20 protein-coding genes and 1 pseudogene are annotated in these 22,513 nt (G+C 69.6%); 10 read left to right on the forward strand and 11 right to left on the reverse strand.

Annotated features, from left to right (window positions below):
* Window positions 1-18 precede the first annotated feature (18 nt).
* The 4 genes from NFT33_RS05855 to NFT33_RS05870 all read left to right on the forward strand — a co-directional run bounded on the left by NFT33_RS05855 (window position 19) and on the right by NFT33_RS05870 (window position 4,423).
* On the forward strand, window positions 19-678 hold the full coding sequence (locus NFT33_RS05855) for a MotA/TolQ/ExbB proton channel family protein (protein WP_251673844.1): 660 nt from the start codon (window positions 19-21) through the stop codon (window positions 676-678).
* A gap of 1 nt (window position 679) precedes the next feature.
* Window positions 680-1,108: an ExbD/TolR family protein gene (locus tag NFT33_RS05860; RefSeq protein ID WP_251673846.1), complete on the forward strand. Its 429-nt coding sequence runs from the start codon at window positions 680-682 to the stop codon at window positions 1,106-1,108.
* A gap of 92 nt (window positions 1,109-1,200) precedes the next feature.
* The gene (gene leuS / locus NFT33_RS05865) at window positions 1,201-3,912 is read left to right on the forward strand and encodes a leucine--tRNA ligase (RefSeq protein ID WP_251673848.1); all 2,712 of its coding nucleotides are present in this window, start codon (window positions 1,201-1,203) and stop codon (window positions 3,910-3,912) included.
* A 7-nt stretch (window positions 3,913-3,919) separates the two neighbouring features.
* On the forward strand, window positions 3,920-4,423 hold the full coding sequence (locus tag NFT33_RS05870; RefSeq protein WP_251673850.1) for an LPS-assembly lipoprotein LptE: 504 nt from the start codon (window positions 3,920-3,922) through the stop codon (window positions 4,421-4,423).
* Window positions 4,424-4,447: 24 nt separating this feature from the next.
* On the opposite strand, the gene NFT33_RS05875 is transcribed toward NFT33_RS05870, so the two are convergent.
* Genes NFT33_RS05875 through NFT33_RS05895 form a run of 5 tightly spaced genes read right to left on the reverse strand, consistent with a single transcriptional unit; the run spans window position 4,448 to window position 7,466 of the window.
* Window positions 4,448-5,059 carry a LysE family translocator gene (locus tag NFT33_RS05875; RefSeq protein ID WP_251673852.1) on the reverse strand — a complete coding sequence of 204 codons (612 nt, stop codon included), beginning with the start codon at window positions 5,057-5,059 and terminating at the stop codon, window positions 4,448-4,450.
* Entirely contained in the window at window positions 5,056-5,706 is a 651-nt protein-coding gene (locus tag NFT33_RS05880) for a molybdopterin-dependent oxidoreductase (RefSeq protein WP_251673854.1), read from the reverse strand. Before NFT33_RS05880 ends, NFT33_RS05875 begins: the two co-directional genes overlap by 4 nt.
* Window positions 5,693-6,478 carry a formylglycine-generating enzyme family protein gene (locus NFT33_RS05885; protein ID WP_251673856.1) on the reverse strand — a complete coding sequence of 262 codons (786 nt, stop codon included), beginning with the start codon at window positions 6,476-6,478 and terminating at the stop codon, window positions 5,693-5,695. The genes NFT33_RS05880 and NFT33_RS05885 overlap by 14 nt, the downstream gene beginning before the upstream one ends.
* A gap of 4 nt (window positions 6,479-6,482) precedes the next feature.
* Window positions 6,483-6,884: a DUF2000 domain-containing protein gene (locus NFT33_RS05890; protein WP_251673859.1), complete on the reverse strand. Its 402-nt coding sequence runs from the start codon at window positions 6,882-6,884 to the stop codon at window positions 6,483-6,485.
* A gap of 3 nt (window positions 6,885-6,887) precedes the next feature.
* Window positions 6,888-7,466, reverse strand: a complete 579-nt coding sequence (locus tag NFT33_RS05895; protein WP_251673861.1) for a prephenate dehydratase domain-containing protein — start codon at window positions 7,464-7,466, stop codon at window positions 6,888-6,890.
* A gap of 352 nt (window positions 7,467-7,818) precedes the next feature.
* Here NFT33_RS05895 and NFT33_RS05900 point away from each other — a divergent pair.
* The 5 genes and pseudogenes from NFT33_RS05900 to NFT33_RS05920 all read left to right on the forward strand — a co-directional run bounded on the left by NFT33_RS05900 (window position 7,819) and on the right by NFT33_RS05920 (window position 14,028).
* A pseudogene (locus NFT33_RS05900) lies at window positions 7,819-8,764 on the forward strand (IS5 family transposase).
* A gap of 94 nt (window positions 8,765-8,858) precedes the next feature.
* The gene (locus NFT33_RS05905; RefSeq protein ID WP_251673863.1) at window positions 8,859-9,671 is read left to right on the forward strand and encodes an AraC family transcriptional regulator; all 813 of its coding nucleotides are present in this window, start codon (window positions 8,859-8,861) and stop codon (window positions 9,669-9,671) included.
* 54 nt (window positions 9,672-9,725) lie between these two features.
* Entirely contained in the window at window positions 9,726-10,871 is a 1,146-nt protein-coding gene (holA, locus tag NFT33_RS05910) for a DNA polymerase III subunit delta (RefSeq protein ID WP_251673865.1), read from the forward strand.
* Between the two features lie 228 nt (window positions 10,872-11,099).
* A complete protein-coding gene (locus tag NFT33_RS05915) occupies window positions 11,100-11,579 on the forward strand; it encodes a methylamine utilization protein (protein ID WP_251673867.1) in 480 nt (159 codons plus the stop codon).
* 7 nt (window positions 11,580-11,586) lie between these two features.
* Complete coding sequence (locus tag NFT33_RS05920; protein WP_251673868.1) at window positions 11,587-14,028, forward strand: putative bifunctional diguanylate cyclase/phosphodiesterase; 2,442 nt, start codon at window positions 11,587-11,589, stop codon at window positions 14,026-14,028.
* Between the two features lie 18 nt (window positions 14,029-14,046).
* On the opposite strand, the gene NFT33_RS05925 is transcribed toward NFT33_RS05920, so the two are convergent.
* From NFT33_RS05925 to NFT33_RS05950, 6 genes are read right to left on the reverse strand one after another with little or no spacing between them, the layout of a single operon-like run.
* Window positions 14,047-14,955: a 2-hydroxyacid dehydrogenase gene (locus NFT33_RS05925; protein ID WP_251673871.1), complete on the reverse strand. Its 909-nt coding sequence runs from the start codon at window positions 14,953-14,955 to the stop codon at window positions 14,047-14,049.
* Window positions 14,952-15,470 carry a CinA family protein gene (locus NFT33_RS05930; protein WP_251673873.1) on the reverse strand — a complete coding sequence of 173 codons (519 nt, stop codon included), beginning with the start codon at window positions 15,468-15,470 and terminating at the stop codon, window positions 14,952-14,954. The genes NFT33_RS05925 and NFT33_RS05930 overlap by 4 nt, the downstream gene beginning before the upstream one ends.
* Before the next feature lie 4 nt (window positions 15,471-15,474).
* Window positions 15,475-15,996, reverse strand: a complete 522-nt coding sequence (locus NFT33_RS05935; protein WP_251673875.1) for a phosphatidylglycerophosphatase A family protein — start codon at window positions 15,994-15,996, stop codon at window positions 15,475-15,477.
* 10 nt (window positions 15,997-16,006) lie between these two features.
* Window positions 16,007-17,005, reverse strand: coding sequence for a thiamine-phosphate kinase (thiL, locus tag NFT33_RS05940; protein WP_251673877.1), 999 nt, complete (start codon window positions 17,003-17,005; stop codon window positions 16,007-16,009).
* Window positions 17,006-17,043: 38 nt separating this feature from the next.
* A complete protein-coding gene (locus NFT33_RS05945; protein WP_251673879.1) occupies window positions 17,044-17,697 on the reverse strand; it encodes a response regulator transcription factor in 654 nt (217 codons plus the stop codon).
* Window positions 17,698-17,700: 3 nt separating this feature from the next.
* Entirely contained in the window at window positions 17,701-19,755 is a 2,055-nt protein-coding gene (locus NFT33_RS05950; protein WP_251673881.1) for a sensor histidine kinase, read from the reverse strand.
* A 272-nt stretch (window positions 19,756-20,027) separates the two neighbouring features.
* Here NFT33_RS05950 and NFT33_RS05955 point away from each other — a divergent pair, with 272 nt between their 5' ends.
* Window positions 20,028-22,322: an NADP-dependent malic enzyme gene (locus tag NFT33_RS05955; protein WP_309296122.1), complete on the forward strand. Its 2,295-nt coding sequence runs from the start codon at window positions 20,028-20,030 to the stop codon at window positions 22,320-22,322.
* Window positions 22,323-22,513: the final 191 nt, after the last annotated feature.

Genomic DNA, 22,513 nt, shown 5'->3' on the forward strand with positions numbered 1-22,513 from the left:
GCGCCACGGACCTCGCGCGTGAACACGCTCGCTCAGATCTGGTCGGCGGGCGACGCCGTGTCGCGGGCGGTGGCGCTGCTGCTGCTGGCGATGTCGGTGTCGGCCTGGGTGGTGATCCTGTGGAAGGCCTGGGTGCTGACGCGGGTCCGTGCCGATCTGGCCCGCGCGGTGCCGGCCTTCTGGGCCGCGCCCGATCTGCAGGCCGGACGCGAGCGCCTGGCCACGCTCGACCGCGAGCGGGTGCTGCTGCCCGCGCTCGAGGCCGCGTTGCAGCGCCCCGAGGCCGGCACGCTCGACGCCGGCAGCGAGGACGAATCGCGCCTGACCCGCCGGCTGCGCGACGCGCTGCACCGGGCGCTGGCACAGCTGCAGTCGGGCCAGGTGCTGCTGGCCTCGGTGGGCAGCACCGCGCCCTTCGTCGGCCTGTTCGGCACGGTCTGGGGCATCTACCACGCGCTGGTGGGCCTGTCCGCGGGCGGCTCGATCAGTCTGGACAGGGTGACCGGCCCGGTCGGCGAGGCGCTGATCATGACCGCCGCCGGCCTGGCGGTGGCGATTCCGGCGGTGCTGGCCTACAACCTGTTCGGCAAGCAGGTCGCCTCGTGCGAGGCCGATCTGGAGGGCTGGGCGCACGACCTGCGCGAGATGGCGCTGCAGCGCGCCCGCCGGGAGGTCTGAGATGGCTTTCGGCCGCCTCGAGCGCCGCAGGGCCGATGCGCCGATCAGCGACATCAACATGACGCCGCTGATCGACGTGATGCTGGTGCTGCTGGTGATCTTCATGATCACCGCGCCGCTGATGACCTCCAGCCTGAAGCTGGAGCTGCCCGAGGCCGAGGGCGCGCAGCCCACCGAGCAGGCGCCCGAGGCGATCCGGCTGTCGCTGCAGGCCAATGGCGCGCTCTACTGGGGCGAGGAGCGTCTGGAGGCCGACGCCTTCGAGCGCCGGCTGACCGAGGTGGGCCGCCGCCCCGGCGAGCGGCCCGAGGTGATGCTGCGCGCCGACCAGTCGGTGGCCTATGGCCGGGTGGCCGAGCTGATCGGCCAGCTGCAGCAGGCCGGGCTGAACCGGATCGCCTTCGTGACCGAGCGCGCGGGCGCGCGATAATCCCCGGATTCCTCGCCGAGCCGCTGGCCGGACTGCTTGTCCGGCGGGCACGGCGCCGCGGCCCTTTTGCCGCCCCGAGTCCTCCCGCGCCCATGAGCCTCCAAGACCGCTACGATCCCGCCGCCGTCGAAGCCGCCGCCCAGTCCGCCTGGACCGCCGCCGATGCCTACCGCGTCACCGAAGACGCGAGCCGCCCCAAGTTCTACGCCTGCTCGATGCTGCCGTACCCGAGCGGCAAGCTGCACATGGGCCATGTGCGCAACTACACCATCAACGACATGCTGGCGCGCCAGCTGCGCATGCGCGGCTTCAACGTGCTGATGCCGATGGGCTGGGACGCCTTCGGCCTGCCGGCCGAGAACGCGGCGCTGAAGAACGCCGTGCCGCCCGAGAAGTGGACGCGCGAGAACATCGCCTACATGAAGGGCCAGATGCAGGCCATGGGTCTGGCGATCGACTGGTCGCGCGAGGTCGCCACCTGCGACCCCGAGTACTACAAGTGGAACCAGTGGCTGTTCCTGAAGATGCTGGAGGCCGGCATCGCCGAGCGCCGCACCCAGACTGTCAACTGGGATCCGGTCGACCAGACCGTGCTGGCCAACGAGCAGGTCATCGACGGCCGCGGCTGGCGCTCGGGCGCGCTGGTCGAGAAGCGCGAGATCCCCGGCTACTACCTGAACATCGTCAAGTACGCCGACGAGCTGCTGGGCGCGGTGGCCGATCCGCAGGACCCGAACTACCTGTCGGGCTGGCCCGAGCGCGTGCGCCTGATGCAGGAGAACTGGATCGGCAAGAGCGCCGGCGTGCGCTTCGCCTTCCCGCACGAGATCAGGGGCGCGGACGGCGCGCTGATCCAGGACGGCAAGCTCTATGTCTTCACGACCCGCGCCGACACGGTCATGGGCGTGACCTTCTGCGCCGTCGCGCCCGAGCACCCGCTGGCCGCGCACGCCGCGGCCACCAACCCGGCGCTGGCCGCCTTCATCGCCGAATGCGCCCAGGGCGGCACGACCGAAGCCGAACTCGCCACGCAGGAAAAGAAGGGGCTGCCCACCGGCCTGTTCGTCACCCATCCGCTGACCGGCGCGCAGGTCGAGGTCTGGGTCGGCAACTACGTGCTGATGAGCTACGGCGACGGCGCCGTGATGGGCGTGCCGGCGCATGACGAGCGCGATTTCGCGTTTGCGAAGAAGTACGGCATCGAGATCAAAGATGTTGTGAAACCTAGGTGGGTTGCTCAGTTTTATGCACCGGATGCCCCGGCGAAAGACACACCGCATTTTTCGACCGCAGCATGGAGTGAGTGGTACGCGACTAAAAACGGCGAGTGTGTGAACTCCGGTGAGCTGGATGGCCTGAGCTACAGCGAGGCCGTATCCAAGGTGGCTGAACTCCTTGGCGCCAAGGGCCTGGGCGAGAAGAAGATCACCTGGCGCCTGCGCGACTGGGGCATCAGCCGCCAGCGCTACTGGGGCACGCCGATCCCGATCATCCACTGCGAGAGCTGCGGCCCGGTGCCGGTCCCCGAGAAGGATCTGCCGGTGGTGCTGCCGATCGACTGCGTGCCGGACGGCTCGGGCAATCCGCTCAAGAAACGCACCGACTTCCTGAACGTCGCCTGCCCCTGCTGCGGCCAGCCCGCGCAGCGCGAGACGGACACGATGGACACCTTCGTGGACTCGTCGTGGTACTTCATGCGCTACTGCGACGCGCGCAACGACCAGAAGATGGTCGCGGAGGGCACCGACTACTGGATGCCGATGGACCAGTACATCGGCGGCATCGAGCACGCGATCCTGCACCTGCTGTATGCGCGCTTCTGGACCAAGGTCATGCGCGACCTGGGCCTGGTGAAGGCCAACGAGCCCTTCACCAAGCTGCTGACGCAGGGCATGGTGCTCAACCACATCTACTCGCGCCGCACCGAGAAGGGCGGCATCGAGTACTTCTGGCCGCACGAGGTCGAGAACGTGCTGGATGCCGGCGGCAAGGTGGTCGGCGCCAGGCTGAAGGAAGCCAAGGGCGACCTGCCCGCCGGCACCGCGATCGACTACCAGGGCGTGGGCACCATGTCCAAGTCGAAGAACAACGGCGTCGACCCGCAGGAGCTGATCAACCGCTATGGCGCCGACACCGCGCGCCTGTTCGTGATGTTCGCGGCGCCCCCGGAGCAGACGCTGGAGTGGAACGAGTCGGCCGTCGAGGGCGCGCACCGCTTCATCAAGCGCATCTGGGCCTTCGCGTTCAAGAACGAGACGGTGCTGACCGGCGCGCCGGCCGAGGTGCCGGGCGAACTGTCCGCAGAGGCCAAGGCGCTGCGCCGCGAGGTCCATCTGGTGCTGCGCCAGGTGAGCCACGACTTCGAGCGCATGCAGTACAACACCGTCGTCTCCGGCGGCATGAAGCTGCTCAACGCGCTGGAAGGCTACCGGCATGACGGCAGCGCCGGCTCCGCCGCGGTGCTGCGCGAGGGCTTCTCGGTGCTGCTGCGCGCGCTCTATCCGGCCTGCCCGCACATCACCTGGAAGCTCTGGGCCGACCTGGGCTACGCCGCCGCGCAGGGCGACCTGCTCGACACCGCCTGGCCGGCGGTGGTCGAGGCCGCGCTGGTGCAGGACGAGATCGAGCTGGTGCTGCAGGTCAACGGCAAGACGCGCGGCGCCATCAAGGTGCCGGCCGGCGCCGACAAGGCCGCGATCGAGGCCACCGCCGCCGCCAGCCCCGAGGTCGAGAAGTTCTCGGAAGGCCGCACGCCCAAGAAGATCATCGTCGTGCCGGGCCGCCTGGTGAACGTGGTGGTCTGAGGCCGTGATGCACCGCCCGTCACGCCGCCGTCTGCTGGGGGCTGCTGCGCTGGCCGCAATGCTGGCGGGCTGCGGCTTCCAGCTGCGCCGCCCGCCGGAGCTGGCCTGGAAGCGCATCTTCCTGTCGGGCTTTTCCGAAGACTCGGCGCTGGCCGACGAGCTGCGCCGCCAGCTGCGCGCCAGCCCCGGCGTGACGGTGGCCGACACGCCGGCCGATGCCGACCTGATCGTCGAGTCGCTGCAGGACAGCAGCGAGCATCTGGTGGCTGCCACCACCTCGACCTCGCAGATCTCGGAGATGACGCTGCGCGCACGGCTGCGCTTCCGGGTGCGCACCCCGGCCGGGCGCGAGCTGATCGTACCGACCGAGCTGGCCCAGACCCGCGACATGAGCTACAGCGAGCGCAATGCGCTGGCCAAGCAGCACGAGGCCGCGCTGCTGTTCCGCTCGATGCATGCCGACCTGGCGATGCAGGTGCTGCGCCGGCTGACGGCGCTCGAGCCAAGCTGAGGTTGGCCCATCTCGCACTTCACTCTAGCGCGTCGGCAGAGCCTCGATCAGTATGACGATCACCGAGAGCGCTAGCAGCCCTGCCATCACCCGGTTGAAGAGCGCCACATTACCGCTGAACCGCGCCACCTGCGCACCGACTACCACCCAGGTCGCTAACGACGCCGCGCAGATCAGGTAGAAGATCGCCGAGAAGGTCGCGAGCCTCACCATGTAGTCGCCATGCGGCGCAACGTAGATCGTGATCGCCGAGAGTGAGACGATCCACGCCTTGGGATTGAGCGCCTGCGTCACCAGGCCAGTAGCGAAACCCGGGCGCGGTCGCTGCATTTTCTCAAAGCACAGATCGCCGGAGTCGGCTGCAATCCGCCAGGCGAGATAGAGCATATAGGCCGCGCCCGAGAGGCTCATCGCCAGCGAGAAGCGCTCAATCAGGTTCAGGATCGCCTGAAGGCCCATTCCTAGCCCGACGAGGATCGCGACAAAGCTTGTGGTGGCGCCCAGCACATAGGGCAGACTGAGCCAAATGCCGAAACGAGCGCCTGACATTGCCGAAAGCACGTTGACCGGCCCCGGCGTGGCAGAAGTGGCCAACGCAAAGAGCGCCATCGGCAGGGCGGCATCGCTGAAGATCATAGGTCTGTGTCCTTCACTTCGCCGGAGCCACCGAACCAGATCTTGTGCTGCAGATCGACAGCGTAATACTTCTTGGCCTGCACGGTACCATCGAGGGCATAGCCCGAATGCTTCTCCCAATAGCCTAGTCCGTTGACCCGTGTCACTTCGAGCGAGCGCAGCGCCTTGACGCACTTGTAGTTGAAGAGCCCAAAATCTATGAGGCGCAGCGGAAATCCGGTCTCGATCGTCAATGGGGCGTCGTCGACTTCATAGGCAAGGATCGCATCGCGCATGATCGCGCTTTGCAAATGAATCGTGGTGTCATAGCGGCCCTTGTCAGTGCCGTTGCTGAGTTGGCGCAGATAGAGTGACGGATCGGTCAGATCGACCCCGGCCAGCGCCAGCACGTCGCGCAGCAGAACGCCGAACCAGTGCCGCTTTATCGTCCAGAGGCAGACACAAACGGTGCGGCGATGGTGGAAAGCCGCGGGTAGCGCCCGAATCGCAGCCAGATCGAGCGAGAGCGGATGCGCCACCAGGCCCATCACGTCGAGCCGCCACTGGACCGGGTCGATCGGTGCCGGCCCCTCCTGAAAATAGCGCAGTGAGCTCGGCTTCTTCTCAAGGAAGGGCGTCTTTCGGTTCAGGGTATCAGTTGTCCTCATCAGGGGCCTCCAGCGGCCAGACTACGCAGCGCAGGCCGGTGATGTTGTCGCGAAGCGTAGGGGCGTAGTAATCGCGGCTCGCGCAGCGCAGCGCGTCCTCGTCATGAAGTCCCGAACCGCCGCGCAAGACATGCGGATCGTCCTCGCGCGTCGTGAACAGCGGATCGGGGTCACCACGGTCCCATTCATAGTTGTTCGAGGCGTTGTCAAGGCACCATTCGCCGACATTGCCTGCCATATCGCGGCACCCGGACGCTGCGAAGTTCAACGGCAGCCCCTCAACCGGGGTGCCGCGTCGTCGCAACTCTTGGGGTTCGCAACCAGGCGCGAAATTGGCGTGCTCGTGTGTCGGGCCGGCATCACCCCAGGGATAAGTCCGCCCGCCAAGGCCAGCCGCATATTCCCATTGGGCCTCGGTGGGCAGCGTCTTGCCGACGAAAGCGGCATAGGCGCGAGCCTCCCACCAGCTGATGCCCGTCACCGGCAGATCGGGATCGTTCCAGTTTGAATCCGCCCAGTAGTTGGGCGCCTGCAGGCCATGATCCCGGACGAAGCGCCAGCCGACTTTGGTCCAGAAGCGAGGAGTGCAGTAGCCGCCTTCGGCTATGAAGCGGGCAAACTGTGCGTTGGTGACCGGCAGGCGGTCGATCAAGTAGGGGCTGAGTGGGACCCTGCGTACCGGGCTTTCGTTCGGGAATCGCGCCGACCCACGGGTAAAGCCCGCGGTGTGCAGGAGAATCATGTTGGGCCAAAGGGCTTCGAGCGTGCTCATGATCTCACCGCAGGAGTGCGAGCTGACCCACCAGCTTGTTCACGGTCTTCTTGGGCCCGCATAGCAGAAGCCCTCTTACGCCCTGATCGCCGATGGCCAGCGAGCGCAGCTTGCGGCTGTAGTCGTCGTAATCCTTCGTGGTCAGCGCCGCCGTTCCGAAGGGTACCAACAGATCGAGATCGCCCGCCGTCAGGAAAATGTCTCGCAGCACCGATTCGTCCGCGCTCAGGATCGGTACCGGAATTGTGGTGATCCCGGGCAGTTCGCAGCCATCGGCGGTAATGACCGGGCCGCCCACCAACTCGGGGCAATAGCGTCCGAGGCTCATGCCCAGTACTGCTGCGATATTGGCCTTGAGGCCTGTGGGCAGGGTATCGAGCAGGAGGATGACAGATTTCGTGTCCATGGCTCAGTGTTCTTTGCTGGCAAAGACGGTCCAGAGCATGGGGATCGTCTGGATGACGACGTCGAGTGTCTTGAGTCCGACGAGATCGGCCGCGATCCGCGTCGTCAGGCAGGCTCGGGCTTTGCCTTCGGCAACCAGTGCGGCCGCTTGATGGGTCGAATCCGCATCGAGAATCGTGACGTTGGGACGAGCAGCGAGATGGGCGATCAGGTGCTGCGGCGCCGGGTGGCTGGCAATCGTGACGTCGGCGTCGTCAAGGGCGTCATCGTCGAAGGCAGCGACGACGTAGGCCGGGGTGTCTTTGAAGAAGGCTCCGATCGGACTCAGCGCGTGCGAGATGTAGAACCGATTGATCGATGCGTAGGCATTCGCAACAACGAGGGCGCTGTCGCGCGGGGCAGAACGGACGGCATCCGCGGCATCCTCGTAGGTCGGGAAGAGCAGGATGCTCGACGGGTACGTCTTGGCAAAGTGAACTGCCGCCGTATAGGAACTGGTTCCGTTTGAGCCGAGCGTGGCGACTCTTCGGCTTGCCGCATTGCTGCGAGCCATGAATTGATCGAAAGCCTGATTGAAAAGCATCGATGTCCTCTGCTGATGTTGTTCAGGTCCAACCCTAGTGCATGGTTGGGGGGGCAGGATTGGACAAAATTCAGACTGCTCGCCGGCCTAACGGCGGTGATGCTGCGCCGGGTTTGCCGCTGTCGTCGGCCGTGAGTACGCGCACTCGCTCGCGCAATGCGAGCTGAATGACGCGCTCGGCCTTGCCGTGGGTTTGCGATTGGTCGGCCCGAGAGAACTTTTGGGCGATGTATCGCTCGGTATGCTGCAGCGAAGGCCGCAGAGCGGTAGGAAGCCTGCCGTGGCAGGACTTGTTACCCGCAGCCGGGCTCTGTTGCACAAAGCCCGCCGTTGCTGCTCGTAGACTGAGCCGGTGAGCAAAGCCAAGAAGCGCCGGACGAAGTACCGCACGACGAACTGGAAGACCTACAACGCGGCGCTGAAGGCGCGAGGCGCGGTGACGCTGTGGCTGGACCGGGACATGCAGTGGCTGGCAGCGCCCTCGGGCAAGCGTGGCCGCCAGCAGACCTTCTCGGACGCGGCGATCCAGTTCTGCCTGAGCATCAAGGGCCTGTTCAGGCTGGCCCTGCGGCAGACGCTGGGGCGGGTGGAGAGCCTGCTGAGGCTGGCGGGGCTGGACTGGCCGGTGCCGGACTACAGCACGGAGTGCCGGTGGCAGAAGACGCTGCAGGTCGAGATCGGCTATCGGCCCGGCGCGCAGCCCTTGCAGCTGCTGGTCGACAGCACCGGGATCCAGTTCCTGGGCGAAGGCGAATGGAAGCGCAGGAAGCACGGGGCCGAGTACCGGCGCGAGTGGCGCAAGGTGCATCTGGGCATCGACGCGCAGACGCTGGAGATCCGGGCGGTCGAGGTCACCGGCAACACGATGGGCGACGCGCCGATGCTGCCGGAGCTGCTGGCACAGATTCCGCCTGAAGAGGCGATCGCCAGCGTCTGCGCCGATGGCGCCTACGACACGCGAGCCTGCCGGGACGCGATTGCCCTGCGCGGGGCGCAGGCGGTGTCCTCCGCGCAAGAACGCCAGCCTGTGGTGCCAGCCCAGCCCGGACGCCGAGTCTCGCAATGAAGCGGTGCGTGCGTGCAGCCGGCTGGGCAGACGGATCTGGAAGACCTGGAGCGGCTACCACCGGCGCAGCCTGGCGGAGACCAAGATGCACTGCCTCAAGCGCCTGGGCGAGCGGGTCACGGCGCGCACCTTCGCGCGTCAGGTGGTGGAGCTGCATGTGCGCGTGGCCCTGCTCAACCGCTTCGGTCAGATCGGCCGGGCGCAGACCGTGCCGGTGGCCGCCGTGGCATGAGTCCGTCTGGGGCAGGGGTCCTGGCGTCTGTGGGCCGCTTTGTGCAACAGAGCCCCGCAGCCGGCTAGACTTCTCTTTGTCTCAGGGCGGATTTATGACCAAGAACCAGTTGCACGTACTGACACGCCTGTGCGGCATCGAGCTCTTCGAGGCCAACGAAACCCGACAGTCCTATGGCAAGCACGCCCACGGCAGCTTCGCGATCGGGTCGATCATCCTGGGCGTCGGCGGCTACTGGTGCCGCGGCACGCACTATGTTCTGCCGCGCCACACCTTGACCTTGATGAACCCGGATGAGCCGCACACCGGCTACGCGGTAGGTAGTTCCTTGCGGTACAAGATGCTCTACGTTCCCGAAGAAGCGGTGGACGCGCTGCTCGATCCCGGGCCACTGCGCGGATTTTCGGAGATCAATCCCATTGACCGTGGGAACATGACAGCGCTGGCGTTACAGGAACTGGCGAGCTTGCTTAAACGGGGCGGCGTTCCGGGTGCAGCAATGCAAACTGACGAGTTGCTGGTCGGCCTGCTCGCGCAGACGTTCCAGCACCATGGCCGACAGGAACTGCGCGGCCCCGGACGGGAGCCGCAGGCGATCCGCCGAATCGTCGAACGGATCGACGCGCATGTGGATACCTGCACGGGCGAAGACCTGACGATCGCCGACCTCGCATCCGAGGTAGGACTCAACCCCAACTACATGATCCAAAGCTTCACTGCAGTTCGGGGTATCTCGCCGCATGCCTATCTGATTTCGCGCAAGATCTGCCGTGCGAAAACGATGATCACCGGGGGGATGCGCTCGCTTGACGTGGCGCTGGAGCTGGGCTTCTACGACCAAGCGCACTTTATCCGCTCTTTCCGCAGGGTACTGGGGATAACGCCAGGCGCGCTGGTGATCCACTGACGCCGTGCAACTGCAGCGTGTTGTTCAACACTTGCTGGCTACACTCGCTCCACCATGCAGATCCGCGCCGACCAACTCCCCGCCGCCCTGGCCAAGGGCCTGCGCCCGCTCTATGTCATCCACGGCGACGAGCCGCTGCTGGCGCAGGAGGCGGCCGACGCGGTGCGCGCCGCCGCGCGTGCGGCCGGCTGCAGCGAGCGCACGGTGCATACCGTCGCCGGCGGTCATTTCGACTGGGCCGGCCTGCTGGGCGATGCCGGCGCGCTGAGCCTGTTCGCCGAGCGCCGGCTGATCGAGATCCGCATTCCCTCCGGCAAGCCGGGCAAGGACGGCTCCGAGGCGCTGCAGCGCTATGTCGAGCAGATCGGCGACGACGACATCACGCTGGTGCTGCTGCCGCGCCTGGACCGCACCCAGCTCGGCAGCGCCTGGTTCGGCGCGCTCGACGGCGCCGGGCTGGCGGTGCGGGTCGATCCGGTCGAGCGCCGCGCGCTGCCGGTCTGGATCGCGCAGCGCCTGGCGCAGCACGGTCTGCGGGTCGAGGACGGCGCGGCCGGCCAGCAGGCGCTGGCCTTCTTCGCCGACCGGGTCGAGGGCAATCTGCTGGCGGCCCATCAGGAGATCGCCAAGCTGGCGCTGCTGCACGCGCCGGCCGATCCGCGCGGCGCGCCCGCGGTGCTGGCGCGCGAGCAGATCGAGGCGGCGGTGCTCGATGTCGCGCGCTATGACGTCTTCCGCCTCGGCGAGGCGGTGCTGGCGGGCGACGCGGCGCGTGCGCTGCGCATGCTCGACGGCCTGCAGGCCGAGGGCGAGGCGGCGGTGCTGGTGCACTGGACGCTGGCCGACGACCTGCGCGGCCTGCAGCGGGTGCACGCGGCCGTGCGCCAGGGCCGGCCGCTGCCGATGGCGCTGCGCGAGGCGCGGGTCTGGGGCCTGAAGGAAAAGCTCTTCGAGCGGGTGCTGCCCCGGCTGGAGGCGACCGAGCTGGCCGCGCTGGTCGACGCGGCCCATGTCTGCGATGGCATCGTCAAGGGCCTGCGCGACCCGCGCTGGCCGGACGACCCGTGGGCGGCGCTGCAGCAGCTGGTGCTGATGACGCTGGCCGCGGTGGCGCCCCGTGCCGGGGTGCCGGCGCTGGTGACGGCACCGGCACCAGCGGGGCGCTCCCCGCGCCAACAGCCGATAGCCAACAGCCAATAGCGGCGGCTTCGGCGCGGTTTTTCGGCGGCTGGACACCGCCGCCATCGGGGATGCTCGGCTTCTGCCCGCGCCATGCGCGCCGCTTGCCGCCCCTGTCATGCGCCTGTCCGTTCATCCTGTCGTCTTGTCGATGCTTCTGCCCTGCCTGCTGGCGGGCGCAGCGCAGGCCGCATCGCTGACGGTCAGCGTCGCCGACGCCCCAGCGGCCGGCCGCTGGCCGGCGCAGTGGTGGCGGTCGAGATCGGGGGGGCTGCCCGCACCGCCGCGGCCGGCACGCGCGCCGAGGTGGTGCAGCGCCAGCGCAACTTCGATCCGGGTGTGCTGGTGGTGCAGACCGGCACGCAGGTGGACTTTCCCAACCAGGACACGGTGCGCCACCATGTCTACTCCTTCTCGCCGGTCAAGACCTTCGAGATCAAGCTCTATGCGGGCCGACCGGCTGCGCCGGTGCTGTTCGATCGGGCCGGCGTGATCACGCTGGGCTGCAACATTCACGACCAGATGATCGCCCATGTGGTGGTGGTCGACACCCCGCTGTTCGGCCGCACCGATGCGGCCGGCCGGCTGGTGCTGGAGGTGCCAGCGGGCGAACACCGTCTGAAGGCCTGGCATCCCGACATGCGCGAGGGGCTGGACCTGCAGGCACAGCCGCTGCGCGTCGGCACCTCGCCCGTGGCGGCCGCAGTGCGGCTGCCGGTCCAGCCCTGAGGCCGCGATGCGCCGGATGCTGGGTCGGCCGAATCGCTCGCTGGCGCTCTACATCGCGCTGCCCTTTGTCGCGATGGTGCTGCTGTGGCGGGCGGTGGGCCTGTGGCTGACCCATGATGCGATCGACCGCAGCGCCACCCGCGCCATCGAGACCGAGCTGCTCACCGGCCGGCGCATCTTCGAGCAGCTGCTGGCGCAGCGTGCCGAGCGGCTCGGCGAGGCCGCCCGGCTGCTGTCGAGCGACTACGGCTTTCGCTCCGCGATCGCCAGCGGCGACACCTCGACGCTGCAGGATGCCCTGCTCAACCAGGGCCAGCGCATCGGCGCGGCGCTGGCGCTGTATGCCGATCCGGACTGGCGTGCGGTGGCCACCACCCCGCTGGATGCCGCCGAGATCGCGCCGCTGCTGGCCGAGGCCCGGGCGCTGCAGCAGGCCCGCAGCGATGCCGCCGGCGCGGGTGAGGCGATGCAGGTGCCCGGGTTGGTCATGGTCGGCGGCCGGCCCTACCAGATCGTCGCGGTGCCGGTGCGCGCGCCCCGGCTGATCGGCTGGGTGCTGATGGGCTTCAGCCTCGACCGGGCCCTGCTGGATCGCATGGGCGAGATCACCGGGCTGCGGGTGGCGCTGGCGCTCGATCGTCCGGGCGCTTCCCAGGTGATCGCCAGCACGATCGATGCGCCGCTGCCGGCCGCGCCGCTCCAGGATGTGCGCTGCGACCTGCTGCTGCAGCTGCATGGCGAGGACTGGCAGGCCTGCGACTTCCGCATCCGGCTGGCCTCGGCCCGTGCCGATGCGCCGGCCGACAGCCAGACGCTGCATGTGGTGCTGGCCCGCGCGATCGCGCCGGCACTGCTGCCCTTCCGTGATCTGCAGCGCCAGCAGATCCAGCTGGCCGCGGTTGCACTGGTGCTGCTGGCACTGGGCAGCCTGGCGCTGGCGCGACGCTTCAGCGCGCCGATCCTGACGCTGTGCCGGGCGGCCGAGCGCCTGGGCGCCGGCGAGATCGACACGCCGGTCGCGCTGCCTGATCCGACCCGCACGCCGCAGGACCTGCTGCGCCTGGCGGCCTCCTTCGAGGCTATGCGCCAGGCGGTGCAGCAGCGCGAGCAGCACATCGGCCGGCTGGCCTACTGGGACACGCTGACCGGTCTGCCCAACCGGGCCCAGTTCGTCGGGCGGCTGGGCGCGCTGCTGGCCACGGCCGATGCCCGGCGGCCGCTGGCGGTGCTGATGCTCGACCTGGACCGTTTCAAGCATGTCAACGACGGCCTGGGCCATGGCTTCGGCGACCGCATGCTGTGCGAGGTGGCGCGCCGGCTCGAGCCGGCGGCGCAGGCCTCCGGCGGGCTGCTGGCGCGGCTGGGTGGCGACGAGTTCGGGCTGATGCTGCCGCAGGCCGATGCGGCGCGCGCCTGCGAGGTGGCGCGTGCGGTGCTGGCGACGCTGCAGCAGCCGCTGCGCATCGACGAGCAGATGGTCGACTGCTCGGCCGGACTGGGCATCGTGCTGGCGCCCGAGCACGGCACCGAACCCGAAGCCCTGCTCGGCCAGGTCGAGGTGGCGATGTACGAGGCCAAGCGCCGGCTGGCCGGCGTGCTGGTCTACCAGCCGTCGATGGACAGCCGCAGCAGCGTCTCGCTGTCGCTGCTCAGCGAGCTGCGCCGGGCGGTGCTCGGCAACGAGCTGCGCCTGTTCCTGCAGCCCAAGGTCGGGCTGAAGAGCGGCCGGGTGCTGGGCGCGGAGGCGCTGGTGCGCTGGGTCGATCCGGCGCGCGGCATGGTGCCGCCGATGCAGTTCATTCCGTTTGCCGAGCAGACCGGCTTCATCCGCGAGATCACCCGCTGGATGCTGGCCACCGGCGTGCGCGAGATGGCGCGCTGGGCCGAGCTGGGCCAGCCGCTCAAGCTCAGCATCAATCTCTCGACCCGCGACCTGCTCGATGTCGATCTGGTCGAGCGGGTCGACAGCCTGCTGCGCCGGCATGACGTGCCGGCCGGCCGGCTGTGCCTGGAGATCACCGAGAGCGCGATCATGGACGACCCCACCCGCGCGCTGCAGACGCTGCAGCGCCTGAGCGAGCTGGGCGTGCAGCTGTCGATCGACGACTTCGGCACCGGCTATTCCTCGCTGGCCTACCTGAAGCGGCTGCCGGTCGACGAGCTCAAGATCGACCGCAGCTTCGTGATGGGCATGGAGCGCGATCTGGACGATGCGCGCATCGTGCGCTCGACCATCGGCCTGGCGCACACGCTGGGGCTGACGGTGGTGGCCGAGGGCGTCGAGAACCCGAAGCTGATGGCCATGCTCGAGCATCTCGGCTGCGACGAGGCCCAGGGCTACGGCATCGCCCGGCCGATGCCGATCGACGACTGGCTGCCGTGGGTCGAGCGCTGGCAGGCGCCCCAGACCGGCGCGGTCAAGCTCGACACCGACTTCCAGCTGCTTTGACCGCAGCGCGATCGCCGCTCAGTAGCCGCGGCTGCGCTCGACCTGGTTCGGCACCGTGCGGCCCTCGCGCCAAGCGCGGATGCCTGCGGCGGCGATGCGCGCTGCGCTGCGCGGATCGGTCTGCGCAGCGGCGTGCGGCAGCAGCGTGACCGCCGGATGGCGCCAGAAGCGGTGCGCCGGCGGCAGCGGTTCCTGATGGAAGACATCCAGCACCGCATGCGCGATCTGCCCGGCATCCAGCGCCGCGAGCAGGTCGGCCTCGACCAGGTGCGCGCCGCGCGCCAGGTTGACCAGGCTGGCGCGCGCGGGCAGCCGCGCCAGGAAGGCCGCGTCGATCAGGCCGCGGGTGTCGGCGGTCAGCGGCAGCAGGTTGATGACGATGCGGCAGTCGGCCAGCACCGGCTCGAGCGGCTCGCCCCGGCGCCAGCCGGCGGCGCGGTAGCCGCGCTGGCGCAGCGCGTGCATCACCGTGCCGCCCATCTGGCCCTGGCCGAGCACGGCGACCTTGATCTCGTCGGCGCGCAGCTGGGGCAGCGCCTGCCAGACGCCTGCGCGCTGCTGGCGGGCGTACAGATGGAAATGGCGGTGCAGGGTCAGCACCGCCCACAGCGCGGTCTCGGCCATCGCGGTGTTCATCGCCGGATCGACCATGCGCGCCAGCGGCACCTCGGCCGGCAGCGTCGGGTCGGCCAGCAGCCGGTCGACGCCGGCCCACAGCGACTGGATCAGCCCGAGCCGCGGCAGCCCGGCCAGCTGCCCCGGCGGCGGATTGGCGACGATGGCCACATCGATGTCCTCGCGCAGCGCGGGCTGCGCGGCCAGGTCCTGCGGCAGCAGCAGCCGCTCGCCCGGCAGCGCCGCCTGCAGCGCGGGCAGCCAGGCCGCCCAGTCCGCGGCGTCGAAGTCGCAGGCCAGCAGGACGCTCATCGCAGCGCGTCCAGCAGCACGGTCAGCGCGTGGTCGCGGGTCTGGCGGCGCACGGCCGCACGGTCGCCGTCGAAGCGGCGCATCTCGGTCCAGCTGCGTCCGGGCCGCGTCCAGCCGAACCAGACCGTGCCCACCGGCTTGGCCGCGCTGCCGCCGCCGGGGCCTGCGATGCCGGTGACCGCCAGCGTGCACTGCACCGGCGCGTGGCGCGCCGCGCCCTCGGCCATCGCGCGCGCCACCGGCTCGCTGACCGCGCCGTGCGCCTCGATCAGCGCGGCCGGCACGCCCAGCAGCTCGGTCTTGGCGGCGTTGCTGTAGGTGACGAAGCCGCGCTCGAACCAGTCGCTCGAGCCGGCCAGATCGGTGCAGGCCGCGGCGATCAGGCCGCCGGTGCAGCTCTCGGCGCTGGCCAGGCGCCAGCCGCGGCCGCGCAGCGCGGCCGCCAGCGCGTCCAGGTCCGGATGCGGGTCCGGATGAGGGTCCTGGGGCAGGGCGGAGGAAGAGGCGTCGGTCATCACATCATCCCGCGAGTTGGCCGTGCAGCAGCCGGGCGAAGGTGATCGCGGTGGCGATCACGAACAGGGTGCAGCCGGCGGCGACCAGATCGTCGAACAGGATGCCGAAGCCGCCGCGCCAGCCGCCGCCCTTGAAGCGGCGGTCGGCCCAGCGCACCGGGCCGGGCTTGGCCGCATCGAAATAGCGGAACAGCCCGAAGGCGATCAGCTGCATCACCGGCGTGGCGGGCGTCAGCACCCACAGCACCAGCCAGAAGGCCAGCACCTCGTCCCAGACGATGAAGCCGGGATCGTCGATGCCGGCATGGCGGGCGGTCAGCGTGCAGGCCCACCAGCCCAGCGGCAGGCCGGCCAGCAGCGTCCAGCCCCAGGCGGTGGCGTCGAGCCAGTTCGACAGCAGCACGAAGCCGATCCAGGCCCACAGCGTGCCGACCGTGCCGGGCGCGATGCGGCTCAGTCCGCTGCCCGCTCCCAGCGCGATGAAGTGCGCCGGATGCGCGATCAGGAAACGCAGATCGATGCTCATCGGCTCAGGATCACCGGCTGAGGAAATGGTCGAAGGAGGCCCAGGCGGTGGCCAGCGGCCGGCCGTCGGCGTCGACCACCTCGAGCGGCGTGCCCGCCGCGCCGAGCGTTCCGATGCGGGTCACGCCGCAGCCGGCGCGCGCAGCCAGCGCGGACACGGTGTCGCGGTCGGTCGGGTCGGCGCTGAACAGCAGCTCGTAGTCGTCGCCGCCGGCCAGCAGGCATTCGAGCTGCAGCGCCTCGTGCTGCCGCAGGATCGCCGCGCTGCGCGGCAGGGCCGCCGCCTCGATGCGTGCGCCCAGGCCGCCGGAGCGGCGCAGCACATGGCCGAGATCGCCCAGCAGGCCGTCGGAGACATCGATCGCGCTGCGCGCCACGCCGCGCAGCGCCAGCCCGAGCGCCACCCGCGGCTGCGGGCATTCCATCGCCAGGCGCAGCCGGTCGAGGTCGATCCCCTCGGTGCGCACGCCCGGCGTGCCGCGGAAGATCTCCAGCATCAGCCGCGCCTCGCCGAGCCAGCCGGGCTCGTCCGGCGTGGCCGGGTGGCTGATCCACAGATCGTCGCCGGCCCGCGCGCCGCTGCGCAGCAGCGCGTCGCCCGCGGGCACCTCGCCGAACACGGTGATGCACAGGTTCAGCGGCCCGGCGGTGGTGTCGCCGCCGACCAGCTCGATGTCGTGGCGGTCGGCCAGCGCGTGCAGCCCCGAGGCCAGCGCGGCCAGCCAGGCCTCGTCGGCGCGCGGCAGCGACAGCGCCAGCGTGTAGGCCAGCGGCCGCGCGCCGCAGGCCGCCAGGTCCGACAGATTGACCGCCAGCGCCTTGTGGCCGAGCCGCTCGGGCGCGACGGTGGACAGGAAATGCCGCCCCTCCACCAGCATGTCGCTGGAGACGGCCAGCTGCATGCCGGCGGCCGGCGCGATCAGGGCGCAGTCGTCACCCACGCCCAGCGGGCTGCGCCGAACCGGGCGGGTGAAGTGACGGGCGATGAGGTCGAATTCTCCGAGGGCCATGTGCGCATTCTCGCCGCTGTCGCGCGGTGAGGCCTTGTTCAGTCCAGGCCGGCGCCGCGCAGCAGGTTGGCCAGCTCGACCGCCGACTTCACGTCCATCTTGTCGAAGACCCGCGCGCGGTGGACCTCGACGGTGCGCACGCTGATGTCGAGCTCGTCGGCGATCTGCTTGTTGGCCCGGCCGGCGATGACCAGGCGCATCACCTCCTGCTCGCGCTCGGTCAGCTCGGAGAGGTGGCGGCGCAGGCCCTCGCGCTCGTGGCGCTGCGCCAGCGCCTCGGCGCTGCGCGCCAGCGCCTCGACCACCCGGTCGACCAGCGCGTTGTCCGAGAAGGGCTTCTCGACGAAGTCGAAGGCGCCGCGCTTGACCGCCATCACCGCGGTGGCCACGTCGGCGTGTCCGGTCAGGAAGATCACCGGCATCAGGCCGAGCCAGCCGTTCTCGATCAGGCGCTCGAACAGCGCCATGCCGTTCATGCCGGGCATGCGCATGTCCAGCAGCAGGCAGGCGGGCGAGTCGGGCCTCACGTCGCCGCGCTCGGCCGCGGCCCAGAAGTCGTCGGCCGAGGCGAAGGCCCGCGGCAGCAGCCGGCGCGAGCGCAGCAGCCACGACAGGGCGTCGCGCAGCACCTCCTCGTCATCGACGACGAAGACGGTGCCGCTGGTGTGCTGGACGCGTGCGCTTTGGGTCATGACTCAGGTGCTGGACGAAGGAGGCGCCGCCGGCGCCGAGGCCGGAAGGGTAAACCGGAACACCGTGCCCCGACCATCGGGGCCGGCCTCGAAGTCGAGTGCGCCGCCGTGCTGCTCGACCACCGTGCGGCACATCGCCAGGCCGATGCCCATGCCCTCGGGCTTGGTGGTGAAGAAGGGCGTGAAGAGCTGGCGCGCGATCTCCTCCGGGATGCCGGGGCCGCGGTCGATGATGCGCAGCTCGACCCAGCGCTCGCCCTGGGCGCGCACCTCCAGGCGCAGCTCGCGCCCGGCCGGCGCCACCGCCTCGTCCTCCATCGCCTGGATGCCGTTGCGCGCCAGGTTCAGCAGCACCTGCTCGACCATCGTGCGGTCGCACGACACCCGCGGCGGCGGCTCGGGAATGTCGACCTCGATGCGGGTGTGGCTGCGCCGCGCGGCCAGGCGCACCAGCGGCAGCACCGCCTCGATCAGCTCGGTGGTGCGCACGTTCTCGCGCAGCCGCTCGCGCCGGCGCACGAACTGGTGCACGCTGCGGATGACCCGCCCGGCGCGCTCGGCCTGCTCGGCCATGCGCACCATCGCCTGGCGGATCATCAGCTGCGTCTCCAGGTCGGCGGCAGGCTCGTCCTCGGTGGCGGGCATCAGGTTCAGCGAGCCGGTGGCGTAGCTGGCGATCGCCGCCAGCGGCTGGTTGAGCTCGTGGCTGAGCAGCGTGGCCATCTCGCCCATCGTCGCCAGCCGGGCGGCGGCCTGCAGTTTTTCCTGCTGCTGGCGCGAGAGTTCCTCGATGCGGCGCTGCGCGCTCACGTCCAGCACCGTGCTCATCCAGCCGCTGCGCCGGCCGCGTGCGTCCACCAGCGGCGCCTCGAAGATCAGCACCGGGAAGCGCTCGCCGCCGCGGCGCATGAACAGCGTCTCGTGGCCCTCGCGCGGGGGCGTGTCGCCGGCGTTGCGCTCGGCCTGGCGGCGGGTGTAGGTCTCGACCATTTCCGGCGGCCAGTAGGGCGGCACCGTCGCGCCGAGCAGCTCCTCGGCGCTGAAGCCGACCATCTGGCAGAAGGCGGCGTTGACATGGGTGATGCGCCCGTCCGAGGAGCGTGCACGCAGGCCGGTGACCAGCGAATCCTCCATCGCCTTGCGGAAGGCCAGCGCCTCGGCCAGCGCCTGCTCGGCGGCGGTGCGCCGGCGCACATCGTGCAGCAGCACCACCAGAACGCCGCTGAGCGCGACCGACAGCATCACCACCAGCGCCGCGCTCAGGTTCGGGATCAGCGGCGGGCGCCCGCCCAGGTTGTCCAGCCGCAGCAGCACGGTGAAGCCCGAGATGTCGACCAGCCGGTCGGCCACGAAGACGCCGGCGCCGCGTCGTGCACCGGTGCGCGCCAGCCGGGTGCCATCGGATTCGACCAGCAGCACCTCGTGGTGTCGCGCCACCTCGGCCGGCACCGCCTCGCGCAGCAGGTCCTGCAGCACCAGCGTCGCCACCAGCGTGGTGTCGGCGCGGCCATCGGCCGACTGCGGCACGCACAGGTCCACCACCTCCAGCCCCAGACCGCCGGCCGAAGGCAGGAAATAGCTGCGCGAGAAGGCTGGCGCCGAGAAGCGCCGCGCGGTGGCGCAGGCGATCTCCGCATCGACCGACATCGCGCTGCGCGGAATGCTGCTGAACTGCTGCGGATAGGCCGGCGAGCGCACCGCGTCGATCACCGTGAAGCGCTCGTCGCGCCGCTCGACCCGGATGATCTCGGGACTGGCGCGCAGCAGCGCCTCGGCCTGCAGGTGCCAGCCGGGGCCGTCGGCGCTCTGCCAGAGCAGGCGCTGCAGCGCCTGCATGTCGTCGCCCAGGCGCTGGCGCACATCGGCCGCGGCGGCCTGGGCGGCGGTGTCGGTCGCCTCCTGGACCTGCGCCTGCTCATGCTGCCAGGTCATCCACAGCAGCGCGGCCAGCACCAGGGCCACCAATGCCACCAGCGCCACCCACAGCGGCGTGCCACGCCAGCGGCGCGACAGTCCGAAGATCATCGATTGCGGGTCGGGCAGCGGCATGTCGGACATGATCGCAGTATTCCCGGCCTGCCCCGGGGGGGCGGCTACGCAGTTTCTCGGATGAATCCGTCCGCCCAAGAGGCGCATCATGGCCGCCTCCCGGCGCTGCCGAGAAGCAGGGGTCCGGCTCATGCACGTCGCGCATGGCCCCATGCGACGAGCGGTCAGACCGGGCCGCGCATGATGGCCCCCCGCTTCCTACAATCGCCAGCCGCTCCGGATCGGTCACCGTGCCGACCCCGAGATCGAGACGCCCGACTCTCTCCCCGCGGAATCCGCCCATGACCATGTCCGAACAGAAACAAGCCGAACTGCGCCGCGCCGCGCTCGAGTACCACGAGTTCCCGACGCCCGGCAAGATCGCCATCGCGCCGACCAAGCAGCTGGTCAACCAGCGCGATCTGGCCCTGGCCTACTCGCCGGGCGTGGCTGCCGCCTGCGAGGAGATCGTCGACGATCCGGCCAATGCCTTCCGCTACACCAGCCGCGGCAATCTGGTGGCCGTGGTCACCAACGGCACCGCGGTGCTGGGCCTGGGCAACATCGGTCCGCTGGCGTCCAAGCCGGTGATGGAGGGCAAGGGCGTCCTGTTCAAGAAGTTCGCCGGCATCGATGTCTTCGACCTGGAGATCGCCGAGAACGACCTCGACAAGCTGGTCGACATCATCGCGGCACTGGAGCCCACCTTCGGCGGCGTCAACCTCGAGGACATCAAGGCGCCGGACTGCTTCTATGTCGAGCGCAAACTGCGCGAGCGCATGAAGATCCCCGTCTTCCACGACGACCAGCACGGCACCGCCATCGTCGTGGGCGCGGCGATGCTCAACGGCCTGAAGGTGGTCGGCAAGTCGATCAAGGAGGTCAAGCTGGTGTCCTCGGGTGCGGGCGCGGCGGCGCTGGCCTGCCTGAACCTGCTGGTCAAGCTCGGCCTGCCGCGCGAGAACATCTGGGTGACCGACCTGGCCGGCGTGGTCTACGAGGGCCGCACCGAGCTGATGGACCCGGACAAGGCCGAGTTCGCGCAGAAGACCGAGCTGCGCACGCTGCGCGAGGCGATCGCCGGCGCCGACATCTTCCTGGGCCTGTCGGCCGGTGGCGTGCTCAAGGCCGACATGGTGGCCTCGATGGCAGCGAAGCCGCTGATCTTCGCGCTGGCGAACCCGAACCCGGAAATCATGCCCGAGCAGGTCCGCGAGGTGCGCGACGACGCGGTCATGGCCACCGGCCGCACCGACTATCCGAACCAGGTCAACAATGTCCTGTGCTTTCCCTACATCTTCCGGGGTGCACTGGACTGCGGCGCCACGACGATCACCGACGAGATGGAGATCGCCGCGGTCCACGCGATCGCCGAGCTGGCGCAGGCCGAGCAGAACGACGTGGTCGCGGCCGCCTACGGTGGCGCGACGCTGACCTTCGGCCCGGACTACCTGATCCCGAAACCCTTCGATCCGCGCCTGATGATGCAGATCGCGCCGGCGGTGGCGCGTGCGGCGGCCGAGGGCGGCGTGGCGCTGCGCCCGATCGCCGACATGGACGCCTATGTCGAGAAGCTGCGCGCCTTCGTCTATGCCGCCGGCACGGTGATGAAGCCGATCTACGCGCTGGCCAAGCGCGCCAAGGCCCGCCGCGTCGCCTACGCCGAGGGCGAGGACCGCCGGGTGCTGCGCGCGGTGCAGGTCGTCGTCGACGAGGGTCTGGCCTTCCCGGTGCTGATCGGCCGCAGCGCGGTCATCCGCACCCGCATCGAGAAGCTCGGCCTGCGCCTGGAGGAGGGTCGCGACTACGAGATCGTCAGCATCGACGACGATCCGCGCTACCGCGACTACTGGGAAACCTACCATCGCATGATGGACCGCAAGGGTGTCACCGAGCAGCTCGCCAAGATCGAGATGCGCCGGCGCATGACGCTGATCGGCTCGATGCTGCTGCACAAGGGCGAGGTCGACGGCATGATCTGCGGCACCTGGAGCTCGACCTCGTACCACCTGCAGTACATCGACCCGGTGATCGGCCGCCGCCCTGGTGTCAAGACCTACGCCTGCATGAACGGCCTGGTGCTGCCGGGCCGCCAGGTCTTCCTGGTCGACACCCATGTCAACTACGACCCCAGCGCCGAGCAGCTCTGCGAGATCACGCTGCTGGCGGTCGAGGAGATGCGCCGCTTCGGCATCGTCCCGAAGGTCGCGCTGCTGTCGCACTCGAACTTCGGCTCGAGCAACCAGCCCTCGGCGGTGAAGATGCGCGAGACGTTGGCGCTGCTGCGCGAGCGCGCGCCCGACCTGCAGGTCGACGGCGAGATGCACGGCGACGCCGCGCTCGACCCGGCCTATCGCGCCGAGCTGATGCCGCGCAGCACGCTGGTCGGCGAGGCCAACCTGCTGGTGCTGCCCAACATCGACGCGGCCAACATCAGCTACAACCTGCTGAAGACGACCGCCGGCGGCGGCATCGCGATCGGCCCGGTGCTGCTCGGCGCGGCCAAGCCGGTGCATGTGCTGACGCCCTCGGCCACCGTGCGCCGCATCGTCAACATGACCGCGCTGACGGTCGCCGACGCCAACGCAACGCGCTGATCGGCACGGGTCGGGTGATCCGGCCCGGTGGCATCGCCTGCATGATTCCTGCGGATCCGGTCCGGATTCCGCCCGGACAAGCCCCCTCGGCGTCCCGCGCCAGGGGGCTTGTCCCTGTCGGCATGCTGAAAATTGAGGCAGAAGGCTTGAGATCGGGGCCCCGATTCGCTACCATCGCCCCTCCACGATTC

It is taken from the genome of Sphaerotilus sp. FB-3 (genome assembly GCF_023706025.1).
Classification (GTDB): Bacteria; Pseudomonadota; Gammaproteobacteria; order Burkholderiales; family Burkholderiaceae_C; genus Sphaerotilus; species Sphaerotilus sulfidivorans.